The sequence below is a fragment of the Xanthomonas sp. D-36-1 genome (assembly GCF_017746155.1).
GTDB classification, from domain to species: domain Bacteria; phylum Pseudomonadota; class Gammaproteobacteria; order Xanthomonadales; family Xanthomonadaceae; genus Xanthomonas; species Xanthomonas cissicola.
Genome location: NZ_JAGHWR010000034.1, coordinates 23,664 through 48,790 on the forward strand (window position 1 = coordinate 23,664; position 25,127 = coordinate 48,790).

At 65.1% G+C, this 25,127-nt stretch carries 18 protein-coding genes and 1 pseudogene; 14 read left to right on the forward strand and 5 right to left on the reverse strand.

From position 1 onward, the window contains the following. The first annotated feature begins 156 nt into the window (after positions 1-156). The 3 genes from J7367_RS11000 (at position 157) to J7367_RS11010 (ending at position 4,967) form a co-directional block, all read left to right on the forward strand. On the forward strand, positions 157-1,128 hold the full coding sequence (locus tag J7367_RS11000; RefSeq protein ID WP_057660802.1) for a hypothetical protein: 972 nt from the start codon (positions 157-159) through the stop codon (positions 1,126-1,128). Then, positions 1,128-3,794, forward strand: coding sequence for a glycerol-3-phosphate 1-O-acyltransferase PlsB (gene plsB, locus J7367_RS11005; protein WP_057660805.1), 2,667 nt, complete (start codon positions 1,128-1,130; stop codon positions 3,792-3,794). Before J7367_RS11000 ends, plsB begins: the two co-directional genes overlap by 1 nt. Before the next feature lie 192 nt (positions 3,795-3,986). After that, positions 3,987-4,967, forward strand: a complete 981-nt coding sequence (locus tag J7367_RS11010) for a zinc-binding dehydrogenase (protein WP_057660810.1) — start codon at positions 3,987-3,989, stop codon at positions 4,965-4,967. A gap of 296 nt (positions 4,968-5,263) precedes the next feature. Here J7367_RS11010 and J7367_RS11015 read toward each other — a convergent pair whose 3' ends face one another. After that, complete coding sequence (locus J7367_RS11015; RefSeq protein WP_014091501.1) at positions 5,264-5,467, reverse strand: YdcH family protein; 204 nt, start codon at positions 5,465-5,467, stop codon at positions 5,264-5,266. A 152-nt stretch (positions 5,468-5,619) separates the two neighbouring features. Here J7367_RS11015 and J7367_RS11020 point away from each other — a divergent pair, with 152 nt between their 5' ends. The 3 genes from J7367_RS11020 (at position 5,620) to J7367_RS11030 (ending at position 7,194) form a co-directional block, all read left to right on the forward strand. After that, positions 5,620-6,192, forward strand: a complete 573-nt coding sequence (locus J7367_RS11020; protein WP_014091500.1) for a hypothetical protein — start codon at positions 5,620-5,622, stop codon at positions 6,190-6,192. Between the two features lie 147 nt (positions 6,193-6,339). Continuing rightward, positions 6,340-6,570 carry a DUF5076 domain-containing protein gene (locus tag J7367_RS11025; RefSeq protein WP_234349406.1) on the forward strand — a complete coding sequence of 77 codons (231 nt, stop codon included), beginning with the start codon at positions 6,340-6,342 and terminating at the stop codon, positions 6,568-6,570. Positions 6,571-6,840: 270 nt separating this feature from the next. Further along, positions 6,841-7,194: a ribonuclease E inhibitor RraB gene (locus tag J7367_RS11030; RefSeq protein ID WP_057662081.1), complete on the forward strand. Its 354-nt coding sequence runs from the start codon at positions 6,841-6,843 to the stop codon at positions 7,192-7,194. A gap of 58 nt (positions 7,195-7,252) precedes the next feature. On the opposite strand, the gene J7367_RS11035 is transcribed toward J7367_RS11030, so the two are convergent. The 4 genes from J7367_RS11035 to J7367_RS11050 form a co-directional block, all read right to left on the reverse strand. Continuing rightward, the gene (locus tag J7367_RS11035) at positions 7,253-7,786 is read right to left on the reverse strand and encodes a lipocalin family protein (RefSeq protein WP_007965462.1); all 534 of its coding nucleotides are present in this window, start codon (positions 7,784-7,786) and stop codon (positions 7,253-7,255) included. A 344-nt stretch (positions 7,787-8,130) separates the two neighbouring features. Then, entirely contained in the window at positions 8,131-9,165 is a 1,035-nt protein-coding gene (locus tag J7367_RS11040; protein WP_022560408.1) for a glycoside hydrolase family 43 protein, read from the reverse strand. Positions 9,166-9,197: 32 nt separating this feature from the next. Continuing rightward, on the reverse strand, positions 9,198-10,685 hold the full coding sequence (locus tag J7367_RS11045) for an MFS transporter (RefSeq protein ID WP_057662078.1): 1,488 nt from the start codon (positions 10,683-10,685) through the stop codon (positions 9,198-9,200). Positions 10,686-10,783: 98 nt separating this feature from the next. Further along, a complete protein-coding gene (locus J7367_RS11050; protein ID WP_042675522.1) occupies positions 10,784-13,717 on the reverse strand; it encodes a TonB-dependent receptor in 2,934 nt (977 codons plus the stop codon). Positions 13,718-14,165: 448 nt separating this feature from the next. Here J7367_RS11050 and J7367_RS11055 point away from each other — a divergent pair, with 448 nt between their 5' ends. The 8 genes and pseudogenes from J7367_RS11055 (at position 14,166) to J7367_RS11085 (ending at position 24,758) form a co-directional block, all read left to right on the forward strand. After that, positions 14,166-15,479: an MFS transporter gene (locus tag J7367_RS11055; RefSeq protein WP_057662093.1), complete on the forward strand. Its 1,314-nt coding sequence runs from the start codon at positions 14,166-14,168 to the stop codon at positions 15,477-15,479. Positions 15,480-15,488: 9 nt separating this feature from the next. Then, on the forward strand, positions 15,489-16,481 hold the full coding sequence (locus tag J7367_RS11060; RefSeq protein ID WP_057662075.1) for an endo-1,4-beta-xylanase: 993 nt from the start codon (positions 15,489-15,491) through the stop codon (positions 16,479-16,481). Positions 16,482-16,576: 95 nt separating this feature from the next. Beyond that, a pseudogene (locus J7367_RS22280) lies at positions 16,577-16,850 on the forward strand (hypothetical protein); the annotation flags it as partial. A 133-nt stretch (positions 16,851-16,983) separates the two neighbouring features. Further along, the gene (locus tag J7367_RS11065; protein WP_081027876.1) at positions 16,984-17,964 is read left to right on the forward strand and encodes an endo-1,4-beta-xylanase; all 981 of its coding nucleotides are present in this window, start codon (positions 16,984-16,986) and stop codon (positions 17,962-17,964) included. 40 nt (positions 17,965-18,004) lie between these two features. Continuing rightward, complete coding sequence (gene uxaC / locus J7367_RS11070; RefSeq protein ID WP_057662069.1) at positions 18,005-19,423, forward strand: glucuronate isomerase; 1,419 nt, start codon at positions 18,005-18,007, stop codon at positions 19,421-19,423. Positions 19,424-19,507: 84 nt separating this feature from the next. Further along, entirely contained in the window at positions 19,508-22,279 is a 2,772-nt protein-coding gene (gene galB, locus J7367_RS11075) for a beta-galactosidase GalB (protein ID WP_057662090.1), read from the forward strand. A gap of 47 nt (positions 22,280-22,326) precedes the next feature. Further along, positions 22,327-23,511: an endo-1,4-beta-xylanase gene (locus J7367_RS11080; protein WP_057662067.1), complete on the forward strand. Its 1,185-nt coding sequence runs from the start codon at positions 22,327-22,329 to the stop codon at positions 23,509-23,511. 209 nt (positions 23,512-23,720) lie between these two features. Continuing rightward, complete coding sequence (locus tag J7367_RS11085) at positions 23,721-24,758, forward strand: SMP-30/gluconolactonase/LRE family protein (protein ID WP_057662064.1); 1,038 nt, start codon at positions 23,721-23,723, stop codon at positions 24,756-24,758. Positions 24,759-25,127 lie beyond the last annotated feature (369 nt).

A 25,127-nucleotide genomic window follows, 5' to 3' on the forward strand; every position in this document is an offset into this window, starting at 1 on the left:
TCGGCAGCCAATGTCGGACACTGGTCGACAACATGCCAGGAACTACGAAAACGTAACATCTGCGCACCATACCCTGGCGCACGGTTCAGGCCCGCCTTGCCGCCAATGCATCCAGACAGCAAGATGCGCCGATCGATCAGGGGGAACATCGTGCGCATGTCGCTACCTACCGCCCGCGCAGGGCGGTTCCACTCCGCTGCGTGGCTGCTGCTGGCCGCGCTGTGCGTGAGCGGCTGCCAGCGCAACCAGACCGCGCCGGCACTGCCCGGCGCCAAGGCCGAGCCGGCCGCGGCGATGCAGGCGATGACCCTGCCGCTGCGGCGCAACGATCTGGTGGCATACGCGCGCATCCGGGTAACGCCTGCGCAATACACCCAGCTGGAGGCGGCGTGGCGCGGCGGTGCAAGCCGCTGGCCGCTGACCGAACTGCCGCTGCCCAATGAAGTCGGCGCGCTGCTCGGGTCGTTGTCGGCGCCCAATGCCGAACGCCGCCTGCAGCAGGCCTTCGATGCGCAGCTGGCCGGCCAGGCGCAGGGCATCGCCCAGGCCGCGCAATCGCTGGGCCAGTTCGGCGTGCAATACCTGCGTAGCCGCAACGACTACCAGCCCGAGCAGCGCGCCCATTACGTGCAGTTGGTCGACGCCTTGAGCGCGTGGGCTGCCACCGCGCCGCTGGCCGATCGCCCCCGCGCCAAGGCCAGCATCGCCGACCTGACGACCGCCGCGCGCGCCACCGGCATCACCTCCGATGCCGACCTGCAGCGGCTGGGCATGGAAGAAAGCCTGCGCCGGCTCGGGCCGTTCTGGGAAACCTGCAAGAAGGTGCTGGAGCGCTACGACCTGTCGATCGACAGCAGCCTGGACGCGCTGCGGACCGGGTTGATCAAGCAGGATGCCGACACCGCCCAGGTACGGCTGCGCTATCCGCTGGCCGCCCACGATATCGATCTGAACGTTGCGCTGATCAAGCGCGATGGCCACTGGTACCAGCTGCAGACCCAGAACGAAGTACAGGCGCTGCTCGATGCCCAGCCCGCGCCCCTACCCAGCGCCACTGCAGCGCCCGACACCGCAGCGGCCGCGCCGGCGAAGCCTGCCGACACCGGGCACCGCCCGGCTGGGCGATAATGACCGTGATGCCAGAACAGAATCCCCTGCCGTTTCCGGACGGCCAGCCCAGCCCGCCCAGCACTGCCGCAGCCGACACCGGCGCCACGACGGCGGCATTGCCGCTCGCCGAGCCGGTACCGCCAGCGGTTGCGCCATCGATCGCCCCCGGCGTTGCCGCTGCGCGCAGCGCCAAGCGCCCCTGGTGGGCGCGCCTGCTCGGCCGTCTGGCAGACCCCTGGCTGAGCCTGACCATCGAGCCGGACCAGCCCGGTCGCTACGACGACGGCCGCCCGGTCGTGTACGTGCTGGAAGACTACGGCATGTCCAACGCGCTGATTTTGGACAAGGCCTGTCGCGAAGTCGGCCTGCCGTCGCCGCTGGTGCCGTTGCCGGGCGACCCGCTGGAGCGCAAGCGCGCCTACCTGGCGCTCTCACGGCGCAGCAGCAGCAATTCGCTGATTCCCGAGCAGCGCGGCGGCAAGACCCATTCCGATTCGCTGGCCAAGCTGCTGCAGGCGCACCGCGTGCGCGCCGACCTGGACGTGCATCTGGTGCCGGTGTCGATCTTCGTCGGCCGCGCGCCGGACAAGCAGAGCGGCTGGTTTGCGGTGCTGTTCTCCGAAAACTGGGCGCTGGTTGGCCGCTTCCGGCGCCTGCTGTCGGTCTTGCTCAACGGCCGCACCACCATCGTGCGCTTCGCTCCGCCGATTTCGCTGCGCCAGACCATGGCCGAAGGGCTGCCGCCCGAGCGCACCTTGCGCAAGTTGCAGCGCGTGTTGCGCACGCACTTCCGGCGCATCCGCGAAGCGGTGATCGGCCCGGACTTGTCTACCCGCCGCTTGCTGGTGGACCAGGTGCTGGCCGCCGAGTCGGTACGCGAGGCCATCGCCATCCAGGCCAAGCGCGACAATTCCAAGCCGGTCGATGCCTGGCGCAAGGCGCATGCCTATGCGTGGGAAATCGCCGCCGACTATTCCAGCCCGGTGGTGCGCTCGGCCAGCTTCCTGCTGACCCATGTGTGGAACCGCATCTACGCCGGCGTGCTGGTGCATCACCTGGACAAGCTTAAACAGGCCGCACCCGGACACGAAGTGGTGTACGTGCCCAGCCACCGCAGCCACATGGACTACCTGCTGCTGAGCTACCTGCTCTACGAACGCGGCATCGTGCCGCCGCACATCGTGGCCGGCATCAACCTCAACCTGCCGGTGGTCGGCACGCTGCTGCGCAAGGGCGGCGCGTTCTTCATCCGTCGCTCGATCAAGGGCAATGCGCTGTATTCGGCCGTGCTCAGCGAATACGTCGCCCAGCTGGTGGCCGGCGGCTATTCCATCGAATACTTCGTCGAAGGCGGGCGTTCGCGCACCGGGCGTTTGCTGCAGCCCAAGGGCGGCATGATCGCGATGACCCTGCGCGCGTATCTGCGCCAGCCGCGCAAGCCGGTGCTGTTCCAGCCGGTGTACATCGGCTACGAAAAGTTGATGGAAGGCAACAGCTACCTGGACGAGCTCACCGGCCGGCCCAAGGAGAAGGAATCCATCTGGGGCCTGCTGTGGTCCATTCCCAAGGTGCTCAAGCAGAACTACGGCCAGGTGGTGGTGAACTTCGGCGAGCCGATCGCGCTCAACGACGTGCTGGCCAAGCACGCGCCCGACTGGGACGGCCAGCCGCTGCCGGAAGACGAAAAACCCACCTGGCTGGCGCCCGCGGTGGACATGCTGTCGACGCAGATCCAGACCCGCATCAACTGCGCCGCCGACGTCAATCCGATCAACCTGCTGGCGCTGGCCTTGCTGTCCACGCCCAAGCACGCGATGGGCGAGGCCGATCTGATCGCGCAGATCGAGCTGTGCAAGAAGCTGCTGGCCGAAATGCCCTACTCGGACCGCGTCACCGTCACCCCGCATACGCCCGCGCGCATCATCACCCACGCCGAAGAGATCAACGTGCTCACGCGCGTGTCGCATCCGCTGGGCGATGTGCTCAGCGTCAGCGGCGATACGGCGGTGCTGCTGAGCTACTTCCGCAACAACGTGCTGCATTTGTTCACGGCCTCCTCGTGGGTGGCGTGCTGTTTCCAGAACAACCGCCGCATGAGCCGCGCCGGTCTGTTGCGCCTGGGTCGCACGGTGTATCCGTTCCTGCAGGCCGAGTTGTTCCTGCCGTGGAGCGAAGACCGCTTTGCCGAACGCATCGAACAGACCATCGACATGTTCGTGCGCGAAGGCCTGCTGCTCAACGTCACCGACGACGACGGCGGGATCCTGGCACGCAACACCGGGCAGACCGACGAAGTGTTCCGCCTGCGTGCGATCGGCCACTCGCTGCAACAGGCCTTCGAGCGCTACTACATCGCCATTTCGGTGCTGGTGAAGAACGGCCCCGGCGTGCTCGGTGCCGGCGAACTGGAAAGCCTGTGCCAACAGGCCGCGCAGCGTCTGAGCCTGCTGTACGCACCGGCCGCGCCGGAGTTCTTCGACAAGACGCTGTTCCGCGGCTTCATCCAGAAACTGCGCGAGTTGCGCCTGGTGTGGCCGGACGAGAACAGCAAGCTGATGTTCGACGAGCGCCTGGATGCCTGGGCCAAGGACGCCAAGTTCATTCTGGGCCGCGAACTGCGCCACACCATCGAACGCGTCAGCCCGGCAGCGGCCAAGCCGGACGTGGTCGTGCCACCGCAGTAAGCCGTTGGCGAACGCCTTCAAGCCCTGTGGGAGGCGTTGGGCGCGTGGCGGGGTGTTGGCGAGACGCCTGCCGCCTTCACGCAGCGGTTCCGTTCGTTTCATCGGGCGCTTGCAGCGCTCCCGTTAGCATCGCAGCACCCTTCACTGTGATCGGCTGCGTTGCACCACGGGCGTCGCCGGCAGGAGACTTGCATGCGCGCAGCCATCCACACCCGGTTCGGCGACCCGGCCAAGGTGCTCGAACTTGGCGAGCGGCCCACACCGCAACCCGGCAAGGGCCAGGTCCGCATCGCGATGCGGCGTTCGCCCATCCACAACCATGACCTGTGGACGGTGCGCGGCAACTACGGCTACAAGCCCACGTTGCCGGCGATCGGCGGCAGCGAAGGGTCTGGCGTGATCGATGCGCTGGGCGAAGGCGTCCAGGACCTGCAGGTCGGCCAGCGCGTCGTCGCTGCCGGCGTGCACGAGAGCTGGGCCGACTACTTTCTGGCCGAGGCGACCGGCGTGGTCCCACTGCCCGGTGCACTGGATGACGACCGTGGCTGCCAGCTCATCGCCATGCCGCTGAGCGCGTTGATGCTGATCGAGTTCCTGCATGTCCAGAAAGGCGACTGGATTGTGCAAAACACGGCCAACGGCGCGGTTGGCAAGACCGTCGCCATGCTCGCGGCGGCACGCGGCATCAACGTGATCAATCTGGTGCGTCGCGATGCCGGCGTGGACGAACTCAAGGCATTGGGCATCGGCAATGCGGTGTCGACTGCGCAAGACGGTTGGCAGGACCGCGTGCGCGCGCTGGCCGGCGATGCGCCGATCGTGCGCGCGATCGACTCGGTTGCCGGCAAGGCGGCAGGCGAGCTGATGGGCTTGCTTGCCGAAGGCGGCGAGTTGATTTCGTTCGGCTCGATGACCGGCGAACCGCTGGAGATCGCCAGTGGCGATGTGATCTTCAAGCAGGCCACGGTGCGCGGTTTCTGGGGCAGCAAGGTCATGGCCGCCACCAAGTCCGAGGACAAGCGCCGCATGATCGGCGAACTGCTCAAGGCGGCCCTGGATGGCAGCCTGGCCCTGCCGGTGGAAGCGGTGTACGACCTGCAGGACGCCGCCAAGGCAGCCGCCGCCAGCGCCGAACCGGGGCGTCGCGGCAAGATCCTGTTGCGCGCAGGCTGAGCCCCCGCAGCCGACGGACACAATCACACGCGGCATCGTCGAAAGCCAGACGGTCAACTTAGTGGAGGAGCGCGCCCGAGCGCGACGAAGCCTTCCCGGGAAGGCCCGTCGCGCTCGGGCGCGCTCCTACGGGATCGAGGACGCCAGCTGCTCGAATGCCGCCAACTCACTCCCTTCCCCCGCATGCCGCGGAAGGGTCGGGCGGATGAGGGAGCGCCGCGCCGGCCATGCGTGGACCGCGCCGCCGCAACGAGTGCCCGCGCACCACAAAAAGCAAACCCAACCGCAGGCGCGTGCTATGCCGGCTCGTCGGGAACCAGCTCCATCTCCAGCCGGATGATGTTGTCCTTGATCTGCAGCTTGCGCTTCTTCAGGCGCTTCATCTGCAGCTCGTCTTCCGGATTGGCGGGCACGCGCTGAATCTCCTCGTCCAACGCGCGGTGGGCGCGTCGCAACTCGGCGATCTGCTCGACGATCTCGGCGGTTGACAGGGTGTCCACCCCCCGAGCATACACAACCCCGGGCTGCACGCGTCACCCGCGCTTGCCAAGCGGCCCGGGGCTGCGACAATGCCCGCGCGCCGCGGGGAAACGGCGGCGCGCCTCGTCCATCATTGCCGCGCGGCCACGGCCGTCGAGAAAGGAGTCTTTCGATGCGTCTGCATTCGTCCCTGCTGGCCCTGGGCCTGTTGACCGCCGCCAACCTGGCCAGCGCCGCCGATGTCGCCAAGTACGACGGCTTTTTGTGCTGCAACCTGCGCACCGACGGCAGCTGGATCAGCGACAGCAACTACGCCGAAGACGGCAAACGCATGCTCCCGGTCGGCACCCCGGTCAGCGTCACCGGCTTCGGCCGTAACCGCGTCAACCTCAAGATCGCCGGCGAAAAGCAGTCCATCGGCAACGATTACAGCCGCGACCTGGACAACACCACCTTCGCCGCCCGCTATGTGGTCACCGCCGACCCCAAGCTCAAGCTCGCCACCTTTCCGCCCAAGATTCGCCAGGCCATCGCCGATGGCAAGCTCACCGGCGGCATGACCCGCGAACAGGTGCTGATGGCGGTCGGCTATCCGATCAGCAGCGAAAACCCCAACCTGGACGCCTCGCTGTGGCGCTACTGGCGCGACAGCTTCTCCGAGTACCAGGTGCAGTTCGGCCCCAGCGGCAAGCTGGTCAAGGTGACCGCCGATCCGCAGGTGATGAATTTGATCTGGGTGCCTTGAGGCACTCGGTGGAGCAGCAGGCGCCTGCCTGAGCCGGCATCTGTTATCGCCCCACTGCGACTGATCACTGATGTCGCGCGTGCGCGCGCCGGCGAATGCGAGGCGGCGACCACACCGCGTGAACGTTCGCCCCCGACGAGCGAAGACATGCACGATGGAGAATTGATTGTCCCGCCCGGCGCACTGGCCGATCCGGAGGCCTTCGAACTGCTGCGTCTGTGGGCAGCGAATGAACAGCTGCAGGTGAGCATCAATCGCGAGCTGGGCGGCGGTGCAGAGAACTTCGGCGAACTGCTCGCGGATCTGTTCGAGCACGCCTCGCGTCGCGCAGCGCGATGGCATGCCGGTTGCGCGATGTCGCTCGCGGATGCTGGATGACTTCCTGCGACGCGTTGCCGATCCGAGCGGCCGGCGAGAGGGAGCGCTGCCAGTCGAGCACTAGCGGCGCCGTTCAAGACCCTTGTTGCGTAATCGCGTGCCTCCTCTCCACGGGCGAGCTTCTCCTGATTGCGATGACTCGGTCAGCAGGGAGCCGGGCAGGGACGCATCGCCGTGGCGCCTTTTGGAACCATCGACGCTGGCTTTCTCGCCCGACGGCGAAGATCCTGGCGTCACAGGCCTTCCCGACCAACACTTGATGAGAGCATCATGCAGCGAGATCTGATTCTGTATCCCAAAGACGATAACGGCGACACGCTCTGGCATATCGCACAGCAAGGTGTCGACCTTTCAAAGCCGCGGGAAATCGCTTTTTCAGTCGTCTTCCCCAGCAAGGAATCGGCGCTTGAGTTCTCGGTGAAGATGCTTCGCTTCGAGCAGAAAGTTCGCTGCTGTCATTACCCGGAAAATACGGCGTTTCCCATGGATGTGACGGTCTATCCGACCATGGCGCCGTCGTACAAGGCGATTTCGGCATTCGAGGACGACTTGGCAACCGAGGCCAAGCCCTTGGGCGGCTTGAACGATGGATGGGAACTTTCTGTGGACGCGAACGACGCCTGAGGCGCTCGGCCGGCTCGAGGACTGCACGGCGTGCAGATTCCCCATGGGCGCTTTTGCATCAGCGCGCCGACTGCGGCACACGTCGTAGCTGTGAGACGTCGTAGCCCATTGCGGCAATGCGTTGAACGGCCTGCTGATAGTCGGCATCGGAGACCTGTGGGGTACGCGCCATGTACCAGACGTAATCGCGCTTGCTGCGCGCCACGATGGTCTGCGCATACTCCGCATCCCGCCAGGCGATCACGTACTCGGCCTTGAACGGCCAGAAGAACTGCATGCGCCAGAGCGCGCCATTGCCCTGCTTCGCCACCTGGCCGATCGGATGCATCGACTTGAGCGGCGCCTGGAAGCTGCCCTTGCGATACGTGAAGGTGGTCTGGATGCGACCATCCGGTCGCAGCGCGTAGCTCTCCACCGCGTCGTAGGCATTGCGTTCCGGGCGGGTCGGAATATGCGCGATGACGTACCAGTCGCCCATGAAGCGCGGTACATCGACGCTATCTGCACGGGGCAGGGCGGCACGCGACTCGCTCCCACTCGCACTCCCATAGACCGCTAAGGTCAGCAACAACAGCATCGAACCACCTCGCATGGCAACCTCCACCTGAAGAATCCGTAGACAGGCCTACGGCATTGCAGTGCGTCCGGATGCGACCCCATGCGATGCAGTTCCGGACTGGGCGCACGCTGGCCCTCTCGCCAGTGGGACGACGGTAACGCTCGGTACGTCATGGCGGCGTTCAAGAGCCGCGCCGACGCCTTGCGCATGCCAGCAAACGCGCGCTCACCGCGCGGTGAGCGCCGGGTCGACGATCAGCCGCAACGAGGCTCACGACGCGCCCTGGAAGCGCAGCGGTGACGGGACGTGTCGTTCAGCCACGGCGGTCGAGTCATGACGACTGGTTGGAGTCGCGGCAGCCGGTTACCCAACAGCACTCACCAAGGCGACACCGCATCTTCCCCATACGGATAAATCGTCGCGATCGTTCCATCTGCAGCATGCGCCAGCGGCGCCATCTTGATGCTGCGCAGATGCGTCTGACCGCCCGAGAGCACGCTGTCGTGATAGAACAGATACCACTGCTCCTGGAACAGACAAATGGAGTGATGCGTGGTCCAGCCGACCACCGGTGCGAGCAGCACGCCTCGATAGATAAACGGGCCGTAGGGTGAGTCGCTGGTGGCGTAGCAAATCTGGTGGGTGTCGCCGGTGGAATACGACAGGTAGTACCGGCCGGCGTGTTGGTGGACCCAGGGGCCTTCGAAGAAACGGCGGGCGTGGTCGTCTGCGCGCAGTGGGGTGCCGTGCTCGTCGAGGATGACGACTTCGCGGCTGGGTTCGGCCAGTTCGGTCATGTGCTCGTGCAGGCGCGCCACGCGTGGGCCGAGTGCGGGTGCGTCGCCCACCGGTTCCTGATGCGTTTGCGCATAGGCATTGTCGCGGTAGTGCTGCAGCTGGCCGCCCCAGATGCCGCCGAAGTAGAGGTAATGCGCGCCGTCGTCGGCGGCAAGCACGGCCGGGTCGATCGAGTACGTCCCGGCGATGGGCTGCGGCTCGGCGACGAACGGGCCTTCGGGGCGATCGCCCACCGCCACGCCGATCTGGAACATGCCATCGGCGCGTTTTGCGGGAAAGTACAGATAGGTCTTGCCGTTGCGTTGTGCCGCATCCGGTGCCCACATCTGCCGCTGCGCCCAGGGCACATCGCGCACGTGCAGCACTTGCCCGAGGTCTTCCACCGCTGCACCCGGGTGCGCCATGCGCAGCACGTGGTAGTCCGCCATGTCGAAATGCGAGCCGTCGTCGCTGAAGGCCACGCCGGCATCGAGGTCGTGCGAGGGATAGATATACAACGCACCGTCGAATACATGTGCGGACGGGTCGGCGGTGTAGAGATGGGTCACCAGCGGTGCGGAAATGGCGGTGCGCGCCAGCGCCTGCAGATTAGCGGCTTGCAGTTCATCGGACATGCGCGTACCTGTGCATGAAGTGGGAGGGGAGGTCAGACGGTGGCGAGCGGGACGGTGTGTCGGCGCACGCCCAGTTCGTGTTCGATGCGGGCTTCCAGCGCTTTGTCGATCTCGTACAGCGCCAGCAGTGCGGTGCCGAGCAGAAACGGGAGCGAGGCGTACACGCTGATGGCCAGACGGATGCCGTTGGTGACGGCCGCGCTTTGCTGAGGCAATGCTGCGTCATAGCCATACAACGCCAGGACGCCGGCGACCAATGCACCGCCTACGCTCAGGCCGATCTTCAAGCCGCACAACATCGCCGAGAAGATGATCGCGGTGGCGCGGCGGTGGTTCTTCCACTCCGAGTAATCGGCCACATCGGCGATCATCGCCCACAGCAACGGAATGGTGATGCCGTAGAAGTACCCATGCAGGACGTAGGAGGCGAACACCCAACCGATCGCATTGGGTGGGTACAGATAGAACGCCAGCAGGAACAGCGTGGAGATCAGCAGCGCGCCGCCGAACACATTGCGCTTGCCATGGCGGTCGGCCAGGCGTTTGGAAAAGCCGATGCCCACGATCATCGCCAGGATGCCGCCGGCGCTGAAGACGCTAAATGCGGAAGTCGGTGCATCTTGTGGCCACTGCAACGCGCTCATGCCGGCGCCAGTCAGTACGCTGTTGATGCCGGCGATGAAGCGGTTGAAGCCGGCGTGATCGAGAAACTGCGTCAACGCATTCGCGTCGAGGTAGTACTTGAAGTAGTAGATGTACATCCCACCCTTCATCGCCAGATTGATGAAGACCAGGATGGTGAGCGCCAGCATCACCAGCCAGGGTTTGTTGCGGACCAGATCGGTCAGGTCCTGGCGCACGCTGTTGCGTTGTTCGCTGATCGGCAGCACCCGCTCGCGCGTGGTGAAAAAGGTGATCAAAAAGCACAGCGTGCCGATCGCAGCGAACAGCGCCATGGTGTTGCGAAAGCCCTGCGCCTTGTCGCCATTGCCCAGGATCAAGACCAACGGCAGCAACAGCACCTGGATGATGAACTGCGCAAAGGTCACCGCCAGAAAGCGATACGCCGACAAGCTGTTGCGCTGCTCCATGCTGCCGGTGAGCACGCCGCTCAAGGCCGAATACGGCAGGTTGTTGGCCACGTACACCAGCATCAGCAAGGTGTAGGTGGCAAACGCGTAGGCGATCTTGCCCTGCTCGCCGAGCGTGGGCGTATTGAAGGCGGCCAGCGACAACGCCCCGAAGGGCAGCGCCGTCCACAGGATCCACGGGCGGAACTTGCCCCAGCGGGTGTGAGTGCGATCGGCCAGGATACCGATGACCGGCGTAAACACGAATGCGCCCAGCATGCCGACCACAAAGATCAGCGTCGCTGCCACGCTTGCAGGAATGCGGAACACATCGGTGTAGAAGAACGCCAGGAAAGTGACCAGCGTCTGGAAGATCAGATTGGCGGCCAGGTCGCCCAGGCTGTAGCCGATCTTTTCGCGCAAGGAGAGCTGCTGTGACCGATCGTTCATGAGGTGGGGCGGACTCGAAGGATGCTGCGGAAAACGCCGCGGCGCGCATTGCGCCACCGGTCGCCGCTGGGAGGAACGGCGACCGATGACGACAACACTCAAAAGGTACCGCGGATGCCGAGCATGACGGTGCGCCCGGGCTCATACAGGTCGTAGGTGGCGTTGGGCCAGGCGAAGGTCGTGCGCAACGGTTCGTTGGTGATATTGGTGACGTTGAGCGTGATCTGCGGCTTGGACGGCAGCCAATCCAGTGCGTAGCTCGCCGACATATCGAGCTGGCCGCGCGCGTCGGCATTGAGGCGGGCATAGGGGATGCCGTTCTGGTTGGCGCCGGAGATCACCATGTCGTCGTTCCAGGTGTAGGACAGGCGGATCGAGGCTGCATCCTTTTCCCAGTAGACGGTGCCGTTCCAGAGGTTGGGCGCGACACCGACGGCCACCGCCGGCACGCCTTCGCCTTCGGACTGCTGGTTGACGTGGGTGTAGTTGAGGCTGAAGCCCAGGCCATCGAACAGCTTGTCCAGCGGCTGGACCCAGATGGCCTCGGTGCCGCGGATATTGAGCACACCATCGGCATTGACCTGCGTCTGCACATCCACGGTGGCCGCATTGGGGCCGCCGCGCTGGGCCAGGCCGGCCTGCTGGATCGGCAACAGGGTGTCGTAGTTCACGCCCAGGTCGTTGAACGGGATGCGGCGGATGCCGTTGACGGTGAAGCCGGTGATGCGCTTGTTGAACAGGGTCAGGCCCACATAGCCTTCGCCGCCGGTGTACCACTCGCCGCCGAAGTCCACATTGGTCGATAGATACGGCTTGAGGTTCGGATTGCCCTGCGTGGCGGTCTGCGCGGAAGGGTCGCTGAAATTGGTGTTTGGCAGCATCGCGCTGGGATCGGGGCGGGTCAGCGTGCGCGAGCTGGACAGGCGCACGACCACCTTGTCGGCCACGTCCCACGCCACGTTGAACGAGGGCAGGGTTTCCTTGTAATCCGAATCCAGCACCTGCACGCTGCGGACACCATTGATGGTGACCGGGCCGGTAATGGTCTGGTCGGTGGTCACATAGCGCACACCGGCGTTGAAGCGCATGGTGCGGTTCCAGACGTCGGCTTCGGCGTTGGTCTCGATGTAGAAGCCCAGATTTTTTTCGCGGATGCCGCCGGTCGAAGCGCCGGTGTTGGCCGAGTTGCTCTCCGGTGCGGCATCGCGCAGCGCGTAGTAGTTGGTGTCGGCCAGGAAGCGGGAGAAGTCGGCCGTGATGAAGCCGTCTGGGCCGGGTTTCAGATAACTGGCCAGGGCCGAGTTCGGGATTGCCGAGCCGGCGCCGCCATTGCACACGTTGCCGCCGTTGCCGCGGCACACCACCTGTTCCCAGGCGGTGCTGTTATCGAAACCGCGGATGGTGCGCTCGGCCATGTCGTAGGACGCGCCGATCTTGACGTTGCGCTTGTCCTCGCCGAACTGCAGATCGGCGCGCGCGCCGCGCGTTTCGGTCTGGCGCTTTTCGTTCTGGATATTGACCCGGCCACCCGTCCAGCCCCAGCCCAGATTGGGGTCGTTGAGATCGAGCGGGCTGGTGATGCTGGGGCGGTCGCCGCCTTCGTTGCGGTAATCCACGGTGGTGAACGGCGAGGTGACCAGGATGCTGGGCGATTCGCGCGCTAGCCAGCTACGGGTGGCATTGGCCTGCACATTGAGCTTGATGTCCTGCTCGGCGCCAAACAGCAGTTCCGCACCAGGATTGACGCTCCAGAACTTGACGTTTTCATGGTACGGGCGCGCTTCCAAGAAATATTGCGCATTGGCGAAGGTGGCGCTGGTCACCACGTTGTTCTGATCCACCTGCATGCCGAGCGGGATCATGTTGCCGTTGCGGCCGATCAGATTCATGCTGATCCGCTCGGTGGTGCGCTCGGCTTCGGAGTACAGCGTGTCCAGATAAAAATGCATGTTGTCGGACGGGCGCCATTCCAGCGACATCACCGACGCATCGCGGTCGCGATCGCCGCTCATGTAGACGCTGCGGCCCAGACGCGGGATCAGCGCATCGCTGATCTGGTCGATGCTCAGGCCCGGGTTGCGCGCCAGCAGCCAGGCGGCGTCGATGGTTTCGCCGGTGGTGAGGCCGCTGCCGGCAGTGGCGGGCACCGTGTCGGGAATGCGCCAGTTGCCGCCGCCATTGACGTTGCACGCCGCCGGTTGGTTGGTGGCCGGCGTACCTGCCGGCGGCGCGAGGCCGCACTGGGTGTAGGTGAGGCCGGGATTGGTCCAGCCCACGCTCTCGAAACCGCGCACGCCAAGTTTGCTGCGCACCGAAGCCACCCCAAACAAGGCGCCGAAAGTGCCTGCTTCATTGGTCCAGCTGCCCATGAAGGCGCCGCGTGGGGTGGTTTTTTCGCTGGTGCTGTTCCAGTCGGCCTGCGCCTGATAGGTGAAGTGCACGCCGGGGCGATCGAACGGCCGCGCGCTGCGCATGTCCACCACACCGGAAACGCCGCCTTCGAGCATGCTCGCGGTGGGTGTCTTGCTCACCGTGAGCTGGGTGAAGAATTCGGTGGGGAACAGGTTCAGATCGACTTCGCGGTTCTGGTTCTGCGCATTCAGGCCGATCGAGGCAGTGGCAATGCTGGCGCCGTTGAGCGTGGTCTTGGTGAAGCTAGTGCCCAGGCCGCGGATGGCGATATTGAGACCTTCGCCATTGACGTCGCGCGCCAGCTGCACGCCGGGAATACGGTTGAGCGACTCGGCGATATTCATGTCCGGAAACTTGCCGATATCTTCGGCAAACACCGTGTCGGCAAAGCCGACCGAATCGCGCTTGGCGTCGGTGGAGAACTGGATGCTGCGTCGGTAGCCGGAGACGGTGACAGTGTCCAGCTGGGTCACCGCATCGTTATTGCCGGCAGTGGTTGGCGGGGTTTGCGCCGTGCTCTGGGCATCGGCGGACTGTGCCCAGGCGGCGGTGCTGGACATGCCCAGCAGGATGGATCCCAACGCGCAGGACAACGCGGTTCGTGCGTAGCTGTTCTTCACCGTAATCCCTTCCCTAACAGGTAGCAGATGTCCCACGCATCGCCCCTGCGCAGGGAGTGCCGCTGCCGTTGCGCGGCGCGACGATGGTGCGATGGGGGAGACGGACGATCAGTGCTCAGGATGTTAGCGCTACCAAATTCGGAACATCACGCTGCAGGGCAGCATAGATGCGTGGAGCGCCGGCAGGCCGCCAGCCAACCCACGCCATCGTGCAAGACTCGCTTGCGTACGGTGGCGCAGTGCTGCACTGCGCGATGGATTTATCGCGATGCCGTGGTAATGGTAGCGCTATCATCCGTGGCGCGAGGCCACCTTCGTGCAGGTGCAGTGGTCGATGAATCGAACCGAAGAACACGGCAGCGACGGGCCCGGCCGGCCTGATGGATGCATGCATGCACCACATCAGCCAGGCCGCCAGCGCGCTGGCGCGGTTGCACGGGCCACGCGCATGAGCAACGTGCCCACCGCAGCGCCGGAAGCTGCATCGGCAAGGCTCGGCCGCGTGCGCTGGCGGGTTTGCGCCTTGCTGCTGGCCGCCACCACCATCAACTACGTGGACCGCCAGGTACTGGGCGTGCTGGCGCCATTCCTGCAGACGCAGATCGGTTGGAACGAAATCCAGTACGGCTATATCGTCACCGCATTCCAGGCGGCATATGCGCTGGGTCTGCTGTGCAGCGGTGCGGTGATCGACCGCTTCGGCACGCGACTCGGCTATGCGCTGGCGATCGGCCTGTGGAGCCTGGCGGCGATGGGGCATGCCCTGGCCACCAGCGTGGTGGGGTTTGCGATTGCGCGGTTTTTCCTGGGCCTTGGCGAATCGGGCAATTTTCCTGCAGCGCTCAAGACGGTGGCCGAATGGTTCCCGCGCCGTGAGCGTGCGCTGGCCACCGGCATCTTCAACTCCGGCTCCAATATCGGGGCCATTGTCGCCCCGTTGCTGGTGCCGTTGATTGCCACAGCCTGGGGCTGGCAGGCGGCGTTCCTGTTCACCGGCGTGCTCAGTGCAACCTGGTTGGCGGTGTGGTGGTTCAGCTATCACCCACCCGAGCAACAACCCCGGTTGTCTGCCGCAGAACTGGCGCATATCCGCAGCGATGCGCATGAGCCGGTGCAACGCCGGCTGTCGTGGTTACAGGTGCTGCGGCATCGGCAAGCCTGGGCGTTTGTGCTGGGCAAGTTCATCACCGACCCGATCTGGTGGTTCTTCCTGTTCTGGCTGCCGAAGTTCCTGCATGCCGAATATGGCTTGAGCCTGCTGCAGTTGGGCGTGCCCCTGATCGTGATCTTCGTGCTGGCCGATATCGGCAGCATTGCCGGTGGTTGGGTGGCCGGGCGTTTCATCGCGCGTGGCTGGAGCGTCAATCGCGCACGCAAGAGCGCGATGCTGATCTGCGCGGTTTCGGTGGTACCCATCGTCTTTGCCGCACGCGCCGACAACCTGTGGCTGGCGGTTGCGCTGATCGGGTTGGCGACCGCCGCGCATCAGGGCTGGTCGGCGAACCTGTTTACGCTGCCTTCGGACATGTTTCCGCGCCACGCGGTCGCCACCGTGGTGGGCATCCGCGGCTTTGCCGGTGCGGTGGGCGGCATGTTGATCGCCACCTTCATCGGCTTCCTGTTGCAAGCCACCGGCAGCTATGTGCCGGTGTTCCTGATGGCAGGCTCTGCCTACCTGCTGGCATTGGCCGTCGTGCACACGCTGGTGCCGCGGCTGGAGCCGGCGCAGTTGCCTGCCGATCCAGCGCCGACATCATCCTGAGGTGAGCTTATGCACATGCGCGCAGTAACACTGGGGCTGTTGATGGCGGCGGGCATGGCTGCGCCAGCACACGCGGCACCGCTGGCAGCGACCGCGTCCAAGTTCCTCGGAAGTGCGTACGGCGCGCAGCAGGCACCGGGGTTTGCGCAGTACTGGAACAAGCTCACCCCGGAAAACGGCGGCAAATGGGGCAGTGTGGAGGCCGTGCGCGACCAGATGGACTGGAGCACGCTGGATGCGGCATACCGGTTCGCGCAGGCCAATCAGATGCCATTCCAGATGCATGTCATGGTGTGGCGCAACCAGCAGCCGGAGTGGATCAAGACCTTGCCGCCGGCCGAGCAGCGCCGCGAGATCGAGCAATGGTTTGCCGCCGTTGCGCAGCGCTACCCGGATATCGCGCTGCTGGAGGTGGTGAACGAGCCCCTCAACGATCCGCCCAGCAAGGCCGATACCGGCGGCGGCAATTATCTGCAGGCGTTGGGAGGCAGTGGCGACAGCGGCTGGGAATGGGTGCTGCAATCGTTTCGGCTTGCGCGCCAGCATTTTCCGCACACCAAGTTGATGATCAACGACTACAGCATCACCAATAGCGCGCAGGCGACGCAGAAGTATTTGCAGATCGTGCGGCTGCTGCAGGGTGAAAACCTGGTCGATGCCATCGGCGTGCAGGAGCATGCCTTCGAGACCACGCCGGAGGTGGCGATGTCGGTGCATCGCGACAATCTGGATGCATTGGCCGCCACCGGCCTGCCGATCTACATCACCGAGTTCGATCTGGACGGGCCGACCGATGCGCAGCAGCTGGCCGACTACAAGCGGGTGTTCCCGCTGTTCTGGGAACACCCGGCAGTGCATGGCATCACCTTGTGGGGCTTTCGGCCCGGCTTGTGGCGCAGCAAGGAAGCGGCGTATCTGATCCGCGCCGACGGCACCGAACGTCCCGCGCTCACGTGGCTGCGCGATTACGTTGCGGCCCATCCCGGGACACCTGCACCATGACAATGGCCGATGCGCGCCGCGCCCACAGAGGTCTGCGTGGTGTCCCGGCCTCGTGCCGATGGCCTCACGTTGGCGCGCGGGCTGCATGCACTACGTGGCTGGTCGTCGTGCTGATCGGGCTGACCACCGCCGCGCGACAAGGCTGTTGGGCGTGTCTTTTGACGCCGCTGTCCGACTCGCCTGCCTGTCATGCAGGTGCAACAGTCGCCGGCCTCGGCGGCATGGCGATCGCCCTTTTCATTGGTTTCGTTTTGCAGGCCATCGGCAGCGACATTCCGATATTTTTTTTCGGCGGGTGCGGCCTACTTCCTGGCGCTGGCGCTGGCGCTGGCGCTGGCGCTGGCGGTGGTGCACCGCCTGGTGCCACGGGGCAGCCGGCGCGAGTGGAGCAACCGGCCTAGACGCGGTTCACAGGTGTCTGCGCACGTTGGCGTCGATCCGGCGCACGTCAGCGTACCTGGCCTTTCCGTGACTGCCTTGCTCACTTATCGAGGATGCAAACATGTTGAAACTTCGTTACCCACTCACGCTTGTGCTGTTGCTGGGCGCTTGTGCGTCCGCTGTTGCCGGGCCGATCGCTGCCGGCAAGCAGCGCGCCCTGGGCAGCGCCTACAGCCCACAGCAAGCGCAGGGCTTCACCAACTACTGGAATGCCGCTATTCCCGAAAATGCGGGCAAATGGGGCAGCGTCGAAGCGGTGCGCGGCCAGATGAATTGGGGCCCGCTCGACGAGGCCTATCAGCTGGCCAAGCGCAACCATATGCAGTTCCAGTTCCACGTGGGTCTTTGGGGTGCACAGCAGCCGACGTGGGTGCGCACCCTGCCGCCAAACGAGCAGCTTGCTGCGATCGAGCACTGGTTTGCCGCCATTGCGCAGCGCTACCCCGACATCGATCTGATGCAGGTGGCCAATGAGACGCTGCCGAACCACAATCAGCCCGACAACCGTAACGCCAATTCGGGCAATTATCTGCAGGCGCTGGGCGGTACCGGGGCGACCGGCGTGGACTGGGTGCTTGAGGAATTCCGCCTGGGACGCAAGTATTTCCCGCATACCAAGCTGATGATCAACGACTACGGCATCACCGGCGATACGGCCGCTGCCAAGCAGTATCTGCGGACCATCCAGCTGTTGCAGCAAGAACACCTGATCGATGCGATCGGCATCCAGGGACACTCCTTCGAGACGTCCTATGCATCGGTGTCGGTGCAGCGCGGCAACCTGGACCTGCTGGCCACCACCGGGCTGCCGATCTACATCACCGAGTTCGACCTGGACGGGCGTACCGATGCAGAGCAGTTGGCCGCTTACCAGCGCATCTTCCCGCTGTTCTGGGAGCACCCGGCCGTGCGTGGGGTGAACCTGTGGGGCTTCCGTCACGGTCTGTGGCGCGACAGCGAAGGTGCGTATCTGATTAATTACGATGGGAGCGAGCGCCCGGCATTGACCTGGCTACGCAGCTACGTTGCCAGCAAGCCCTGAACAGGCTTCCTCCTCACTGTCCATAGGGCTGATATCGATCATGCGTTCTTCCGTGTTGTCCTTGCATCCCGATCGTTTGCTGCCGGCCGATCCCGGCACGCGCGCGATCGCCCGCCGCCTGTACGCACAGGTGGCAACGCTGCCGATCATCAGCCCGCATGGCCACACCGACCCCGCCTGGTTCGCCACCAATGCAGCGTTCGCCTACGCGACCGAACTGTTGTTGGTGCCAGACCACTATGTATTCCGCATGTTGTACAGCCAGGGCATCGACCTCGATGCCCTGGGCATCCCGCGCGCAGATGGAACCCGCGCAGCAGTCGACCCGCGGGCGGCATGGCGCGTGTTTGCCGAGCACTACGCGTTGTTGCGCGGCACGCCGTCGGCGCTGTGGCTCAATCATGTGTTCCACGACGTTTTCGATTTGCGTGTCCGCCTCGATGCCGGCACCGCTGATCACTATTACGACCACATCACCGCCGCGCTGCAAACGTCGGCATTCCTGCCGCGTGCGCTGTTCGAGCGCTTCAATATCGAGGTGATCGCCACCACCGAATCGCCGCTGGATCGGCTGCAGCACCACGCGGCCATTGCCGCCAGCGGTTGGCAGGGGCGGGTAGTGACGGCGTATCGCCCTGACCCGGTCGTGGACCCGGAGCACGAGCAGTTTGCCGGCGCGCTGGAGCAGTTTGGCGCGCTCACCGGTGAGGACGTGCTGACCTGGGATGGCTACCTGCGTGCGCATCGGCAACGGCGCGCGTTCTTTGCCGCGCATGGCGCCACCTCGACCGATCACGGGCACCCCAGCGCCGCGACCGCCGATCTGTCGCGGGCCGAGGCGCAGCGCCTGTTCGATACGGCGGTGCGCGGTGCGGCCACGCCGGAGCAGGCAGAACTGTTTCGCGCGCAGGTGCTGACCGAAATGGCGGCAATGAGCCTGGACGACGGCCTGGTGATGCAGCTGCATCCGGGCTGCTTCCGCAATCACAACCGGCAGCTGTTCGAGCGGTACGGACGCGACAAGGGTGCCGATATTCCGATGCGCACCGACTATGTGCATGCGTTGAAGCCCTTGCTGGACCGGCATGGCAACGATGCACGCTTGCGCCTGATCGTGTTCACCCTGGACGAAACCAGCTACAGCCGCGAGCTGGCGCCATTGGCCGGGCACTATCCCTCGCTGCTGCTCGGCCCGGCGTGGTGGTTCCATGATGCGCCGGAAGGCATGTGGCGCTTTCGCGAGCAGACCCTGGCCAGCGCCGGCTTCTACAACACGGTGGGCTTCAACGACGATACCCGCGCATTCCTCTCGATTCCGGCGCGGCACGATGTGGCACGGCGCGTGGACAGCGCCTTCCTGGCCAAACTGGTTGCCGAGCATCGGCTGGACGAGGACGAGGCAACCGAGGTGGCGATCGACCTGGCCTACCGCCTACCCAAGCAAGCGTACAAGCTGTGAGGTGGCGCAAACGGAGGGCGGCAGCACCGACGTGTGCGCACGCCGCATGCCTACATCCTGAGCAGCGGCAGGGTCGGTGAACTGATGCGTGTACATGCGATGCACAACATCACGCGACTACGGCGCGTGGCTGACGCAGCCCGTGCCTGCACGGCCATTATCTTGCTCTGCAGCGCATTACCCATCATCGCAGCACCGCACGCTGCCAGCGACGCCTCGCGCGAACGTATTTCGCTCAATGCGCAGTGGCGCTTTCAGCGCGGCGACCCACCCGCAAACCATGAAATCCTGGACTACGATGTACGGCCACAGGTGGTGCGCAGCGGCTATGGCAAGGTGGCCGATGCGCAGCCGGAGCAAGCGCAGCTCACCGAAGCGTCGGCCGCGCGCGTGCTCAAGCCGTGGATCCTGCCGACCGCCAACGGCTTGATCGCAGACCCGGCCCAACGCCACACACGCCCCCCAGGCAATCCGGGCAGCACGGTGGCGTATGTGCAGCCGCACTTCGACGACAGCGCCTGGGAAACCGTGGACCTGCCGCACGACTGGGCCATTGCCGGGCCGTTCCTGGCAGACGGGCCCTACGGTGGCATGGGCCGGTTGCCGAGCTGGGGCATCGGCTGGTATCGCAAGAGCCTGGACATCCCGGCCAGCGATCGCGGCCGCGCGTTGTTTCTGGATCTCGATGGTGCGATGTCGTACGCCACGGTCTGGCTCAACGGCAACCTCGTCGGCGGCTGGCCTTACGGGTACAGCTCCTGGCGCGTGGACCTGACACCGTATGCGATTGCAGGCAAGCGCAACCAACTGGTCATTCGCCTGGATAACCCGCCCGAGTCGGCGCGTTGGTATCCGGGCGGCGGGCTGTATCGCAACGTGTGGCTGACCAAGACGGCGTCGTTGCATATCGCGCACTGGGGCACGCAGCTGACCACGCCGTACGTCTCGGCCGATGCAGCGCAGGTGCAGCTGACCATCACCTTGGACAACGCCGCCCGCAGCGCCGGCCAGGCGCAGGTGAGCACAGCGATCTATCTGCTCGACGATGCCAGCGACCAGCCCAGCGGCGAGGCGGTCGCACGCATTCCAGCGCAGCCGATCACCGTCGCTGCCGGCGGCACGGCGCAGCTGCAAGGCAGCACCCGGATCGACGCACCGCGGCTGTGGGGGCCTCCACCCACGCAGCAGCCGCATCGCTATGTGGCCATCACCGAAGTCGGTCAGCAGGGGCACGTGGTGGATCGCTACGAAACCCGCTTCGGCATTCGCAGCATCGTGTTCGACGCCGACAAGGGCCTATTGGTCAATGGCGAGCACGTGCCGATCCGCGGGGTGAACAATCATCATGACCTGGGCGCGCTCGGTGCGGCGTTCAACAGGCGCGCCGCCGAGCGGCAGTTGCAATTGCTGCAGCAGATGGGCGCCAACGCCATTCGCATGAGCCATAACCCGCCTGCGCCCGAATTGCTCGACCTGACCGACCGCATGGGTCTGCTGGTGGTGGACGAGGTGTTCGACAGTTGGGAGATGAAGAAGACCCCGCTGGATTTTCATCTGGTGTTTGGGCAGTGGCATGCCGCCGATCTGCGCGCGATGCTGCGCCGCGACCGCAATCATCCCTCGGTGATGTTGTGGAGCGTGGGCAACGAGGTTGGCGAGCAATACACCGGCGAACAGGGCGCGGCGATTGCGCGCACGCTGCGCGCGATCGTGCATGCAGAAGACCCGACGCGCCCGGCGACGGTGGCGATGAACTACGCCTCGCCTGAGATGCCGCTGCCCGCTGCGCTGGATGTCGTCAGTCTCAATTACCAGGGGGAAGGCATCCGTGATGCAGCCGAGTTCGAGGGCACCGAGCGCATCCGTAAACCGCCGCAATACCCCGGGTTTCATGCACGGTTTCCACACACGGCCATTGTCAGCAGCGAAACGGCCTCGGCACTGAGCAGCCGTGGCGTGTACCTGTTTCCGGTCACTGCCGACAACAGCGCACCGGTACGCGATGGCCGTGGCGGCGATTCTGTGGCGCATCAGGTCAGCGCGTACGAACTGCATGCGGTGGACTTCGGCTCCAGCGCGGACAAGGTGTTCGCTGCGTTGGATCGGCACCCGTACGTGGCCGGCGAGTTCGTCTGGACCGGTTTCGATTACCTGGGCGAGCCCACCCCGTATTACAGCTCGCGCAGTTCGTACTCGGGCATCTTCGATCTGGCCGGCTTCCCGAAGGACCGTTACTGGCTCTATCAATCGCGCTGGCGTCCGGAAGTGCCGGTGGCGCATCTGCTGCCGCATTGGAGCTGGCCAGGGCGCGAGGGACAGGTCACGCCCGTGCATGTGTTCACCTCCGGCGACGAGGCCGAGCTCTTCGTCAACGGCGTCTCGCAAGGGCGCAAGCGCAAGGCGCCACTGCAGTACCGGCTACGCTGGGACGCGGTGGTGTACCAACCGGGCGAATTGCGGGTGCAGGCCTACAAGGATGGCAAGCCGTGGGCCAGCGAGCGCGTGCAGACGGCAGGCCGCGCCGCGCGCATGCAGCTGACGCCGGATCGGGGCAGTATCCGCGGCGACGGACAAGACCTGAGCTTCATCACCGTGCGCCTGCTCGATCGCGACGGACGTCCCGCACCGACCGCGGGCGACCGCCTGCGCTTCCGCATCGAAGGCCCTGGCGAGTTGGTGGCCACCGACAACGGCGACCCTACCAATCTGGAAACGTTCGCCTCTTCGCAGCGTCATGCCTTCAATGGGCTGTGCCTGGCGATCGTGCGTGCCAAGGCCGGGGCGCGTGGCACGATCACCGTGCATGTGGAATCGGACACGTTGCAAGCCGCACAGACACAGGTGGCGGTGCAGTGATGCGATCCAGTGCAATCGAAACCTGTGGCCTCTCAACGGACCTGCACATGCACATCAACCGCGCCAACCTCACCAAACGCCTGGGATTGCTGATCGCCGGGATGAGTGCAGTGTGCACACTGCAGGCCTTCGCCGCGTGCGGGACGCCCGGCAGCTCGCTCAAGCAGGCGTATGCGCAAGGGTTCCTGCTCGGGACTGCCGTCAATGCCGATATCGTCTCCGGCAAGGACGCAGCCGCTGCTGCGCTGGCGGCCTGTCACTTCAATGCGGTTACCGCGGAAAACGTGATGAAGGCCGAAGTGGTGGCGCCGCGTCGTGGCGTGCAGGATTTCAGTGCGGCCGATGCATTCGTGGCCTACGCACGGCGCAATCGGCAGTTCGTGGTCGGTCACACCCTGGTCTGGCATAACCAGACACCGGAGTGGTTCTTCACCACCGCCGATGGTCGGCCCAATACGCCGGCACAGCAATTGGAGCGCATGCGTGCGCATATCGCAGCGGTGGCCGGGCGCTACACGGGCAAGGTGCAGGCCTGGGATGTGTTCAACGAAATCATCGACGAAGACGGCAGTTACCGTTCGACCAACTGGGTGCAGCGCGTGGGCGACGGCGACACGGTGGTCCGCAATGCCTTCACCTTCGCGCAGCGCTATGCACCGGATGCGCAGCTCTACTACAACGATTTCAATGCATGGCGGCCGGCCAAGCGCGAGGGCATCGTGCGCATGGTCAAGATGTTGCAGCAGGCCGGTGTCCGCATCGATGGCGTGGGCATGCAAGGCCATTGGGGACTGAACTACCCCAGCCTGCGCGATATCGAAGACGCCATCGATGCGTACGCTGCGCTTGGCGTGAAGGTGATGATCACCGAGCTGGACATCGATGTGTTGCCGCTCACCAAGGAAGGCCAGATCATCGGCACCGGCATGGCGCACAAGCAGTTTCAACTGCCGGAATTCAAGCGCTTCCTCGACCCCTATCGGGATGGGTTGCCTGCCGACGTGCAGGCGCAATTGCGCGACCGGTATGCCGAATTGTTCGCGCTGTTCTGGCGCAAGCGCGACAAGATTGCGCGCGTCAGCGTGTGGGGCGTGAGCGATGACATGTCCTGGAAGAACGATTACCCGGTGCCTGGACGCACCAACTATCCGTTGCTGTTCGATCGCAATCATCAAGCCAAACCGGCGTTGGATGCGGTGTTGCCGGTGCCCACCGCGGCCGCTGCACGCTAGCGGCTGCCGGCCGAAGGGCAGCTGACAACCAACGCCCCGGCAACAGGCGGGCACGGCCGATGTCCGTGCGGCATGGATGGCTCGGACGCCGCATTCCTGCGTGCTGTGCACGTCACAGATGCGTGCGCGCGACGCGTTGGTCGGCGCTACGGCAGTCGCCTGCACACGCAGGATGGCATCATGCCCCGACCATGAGACAGGACTGACCGATGCGCTTGCCGCCTTATCTGCTGTTGGCCGTGCCGTTGCTGGCGGTGCTTGCTGCGTGCACCAAGCAGACTCCACCGACGCCGCGTTTTGCGGCCATTGGCCAGCTGCAGACATTCGACCGCCGCTTCAGTGAAGCGGTCGCAAGCGATGCGCGCATCGAGAAGCTCACCGAAGGCTTCACCTGGTCCGAAGGCCCGGCATGGGTGCGCAACGGAGGCTATCTGTTGTTCACGGATGTGCCGGAAAACAAGCTGTATCGCTGGTCCGAACAGGCCGGCCTGTCGGTCTTGCTGTCGCCCTCCGGCTACACCGGCCCGGAGCTGCCCACGCTGCGCGAAGCCGGCGCCAATGGTCTGTACGCCGAGCCCGACGGCACGGTGCTGCTGGCCGATTCCGGCACGCGCATCCTGGCCCGGCTCGATCCGGTCACGCGCAAGAAGACGCCGCTTGCGACCACCTTCGAGGGCCACCGTTTCAACAGCCCCAACGATGTCGTGCGGCGCAGCGATGGCGTGGTGTTCTTCACCGATCCGCCGTACGGGTTGAAGGAGCTGGATAAATCGCCGGTCAAGGAGCTGCGCTTCAATGGCGTCTATCGCCTGGACACCGATGGCAGCGTGCATCTGCTGGACGACAGCCTGAGCTTTCCCAACGGCATCGCCCTGTCGCCGGACGCGCGCACCTTGTACGTCTCCAACTCCGATCCGCAACGGCCGATCTGGATGGCTTATGCACTGGATGCGCAGGGCGCCGTCACCGGCAAGCGGGTGTTTGCCGATGCGTCGGACCTGATTGCCAAGGATGTGCCCGGCCTGCCCGACGGCATGGCCGTGGCCGCCGACGGCACGCTGTTTGCCACCGGCCCTGGCGGCGTGATCGTCTTCAATCCCGCCGGCCAACGGTTGGGTCGCATCGCCACCGGCGAGGCCGTCTCCAACTGCGCCTTCGGCAACGATGGCCACATGCTGTACATGACCTCGCACGCGATGCTGGCGCGCGTGCGCGTGAAGTCGCTGGGCCTGCAGTTCGCGCGCTAGACGATCGCGGCGATGCCGCTTCATCGCCTTGCGATCGCGATGGACACGCACACGCCTGACCACGTGCGTGTCTGACCGCAGCGCCGATCGCCTCGTGCAGCCGTTGCATCGGCTGCGCTGCGCACTGCCTCGGTCAGTCGTCGAGCCGCCACGGGCCGCGCCGTTGCAGACAAGAACAGCGGCCATGACGCGCGCCCGCACTGCGCGTCCTCGCCCGTAGCGCCGCCGCCGCTGAGGGCCTTCCCGAGCAGCGAGGTGCGCGCGGGCCCGCCCTCCGACCGCCGGGTGCAGCGCCCGCGAGCCAGGCCATCCACCTGGCTCGCTGCGCGTCGTCAGCCACCGCAACCGTGGTGCGCCGCGTCAAAACAG

Excerpts from the sequence above, each read along its gene's own strand:
- J7367_RS11000 (WP_057660802.1), top strand. The coding sequence starts at position 157 with ATGTCGCTACCTACCGCCCGCGCAGGGCGGTTCCACTCCGCTGCGTGG.
- plsB (WP_057660805.1), top strand. The coding sequence starts at position 1,128 with ATGACCGTGATGCCAGAACAGAATCCCCTGCCGTTTCCGGACGGCCAG.
- J7367_RS11010 (WP_057660810.1), top strand. The coding sequence starts at position 3,987 with ATGCGCGCAGCCATCCACACCCGGTTCGGCGACCCGGCCAAGGTGCTC.
- J7367_RS11020 (WP_014091500.1), top strand. The coding sequence starts at position 5,620 with ATGCGTCTGCATTCGTCCCTGCTGGCCCTGGGCCTGTTGACCGCCGCC.
- J7367_RS11025 (WP_234349406.1), top strand. The coding sequence starts at position 6,340 with ATGCACGATGGAGAATTGATTGTCCCGCCCGGCGCACTGGCCGATCCG.
- J7367_RS11030 (WP_057662081.1), top strand. The coding sequence starts at position 6,841 with ATGCAGCGAGATCTGATTCTGTATCCCAAAGACGATAACGGCGACACG.
- J7367_RS11035 (WP_007965462.1), bottom strand. The coding sequence starts at position 7,786 with ATGCGAGGTGGTTCGATGCTGTTGTTGCTGACCTTAGCGGTCTATGGG.
- J7367_RS11040 (WP_022560408.1), bottom strand. The coding sequence starts at position 9,165 with ATGTCCGATGAACTGCAAGCCGCTAATCTGCAGGCGCTGGCGCGCACC.
- J7367_RS11045 (WP_057662078.1), bottom strand. The coding sequence starts at position 10,685 with ATGAACGATCGGTCACAGCAGCTCTCCTTGCGCGAAAAGATCGGCTAC.
- J7367_RS11055 (WP_057662093.1), top strand. The coding sequence starts at position 14,166 with ATGAGCAACGTGCCCACCGCAGCGCCGGAAGCTGCATCGGCAAGGCTC.
- J7367_RS11060 (WP_057662075.1), top strand. The coding sequence starts at position 15,489 with ATGCACATGCGCGCAGTAACACTGGGGCTGTTGATGGCGGCGGGCATG.
- J7367_RS11065 (WP_081027876.1), top strand. The coding sequence starts at position 16,984 with ATGTTGAAACTTCGTTACCCACTCACGCTTGTGCTGTTGCTGGGCGCT.
- uxaC (WP_057662069.1), top strand. The coding sequence starts at position 18,005 with ATGCGTTCTTCCGTGTTGTCCTTGCATCCCGATCGTTTGCTGCCGGCC.
- galB (WP_057662090.1), top strand. The coding sequence starts at position 19,508 with ATGCGTGTACATGCGATGCACAACATCACGCGACTACGGCGCGTGGCT.
- J7367_RS11080 (WP_057662067.1), top strand. The coding sequence starts at position 22,327 with ATGCACATCAACCGCGCCAACCTCACCAAACGCCTGGGATTGCTGATC.
- J7367_RS11085 (WP_057662064.1), top strand. The coding sequence starts at position 23,721 with ATGCGCTTGCCGCCTTATCTGCTGTTGGCCGTGCCGTTGCTGGCGGTG.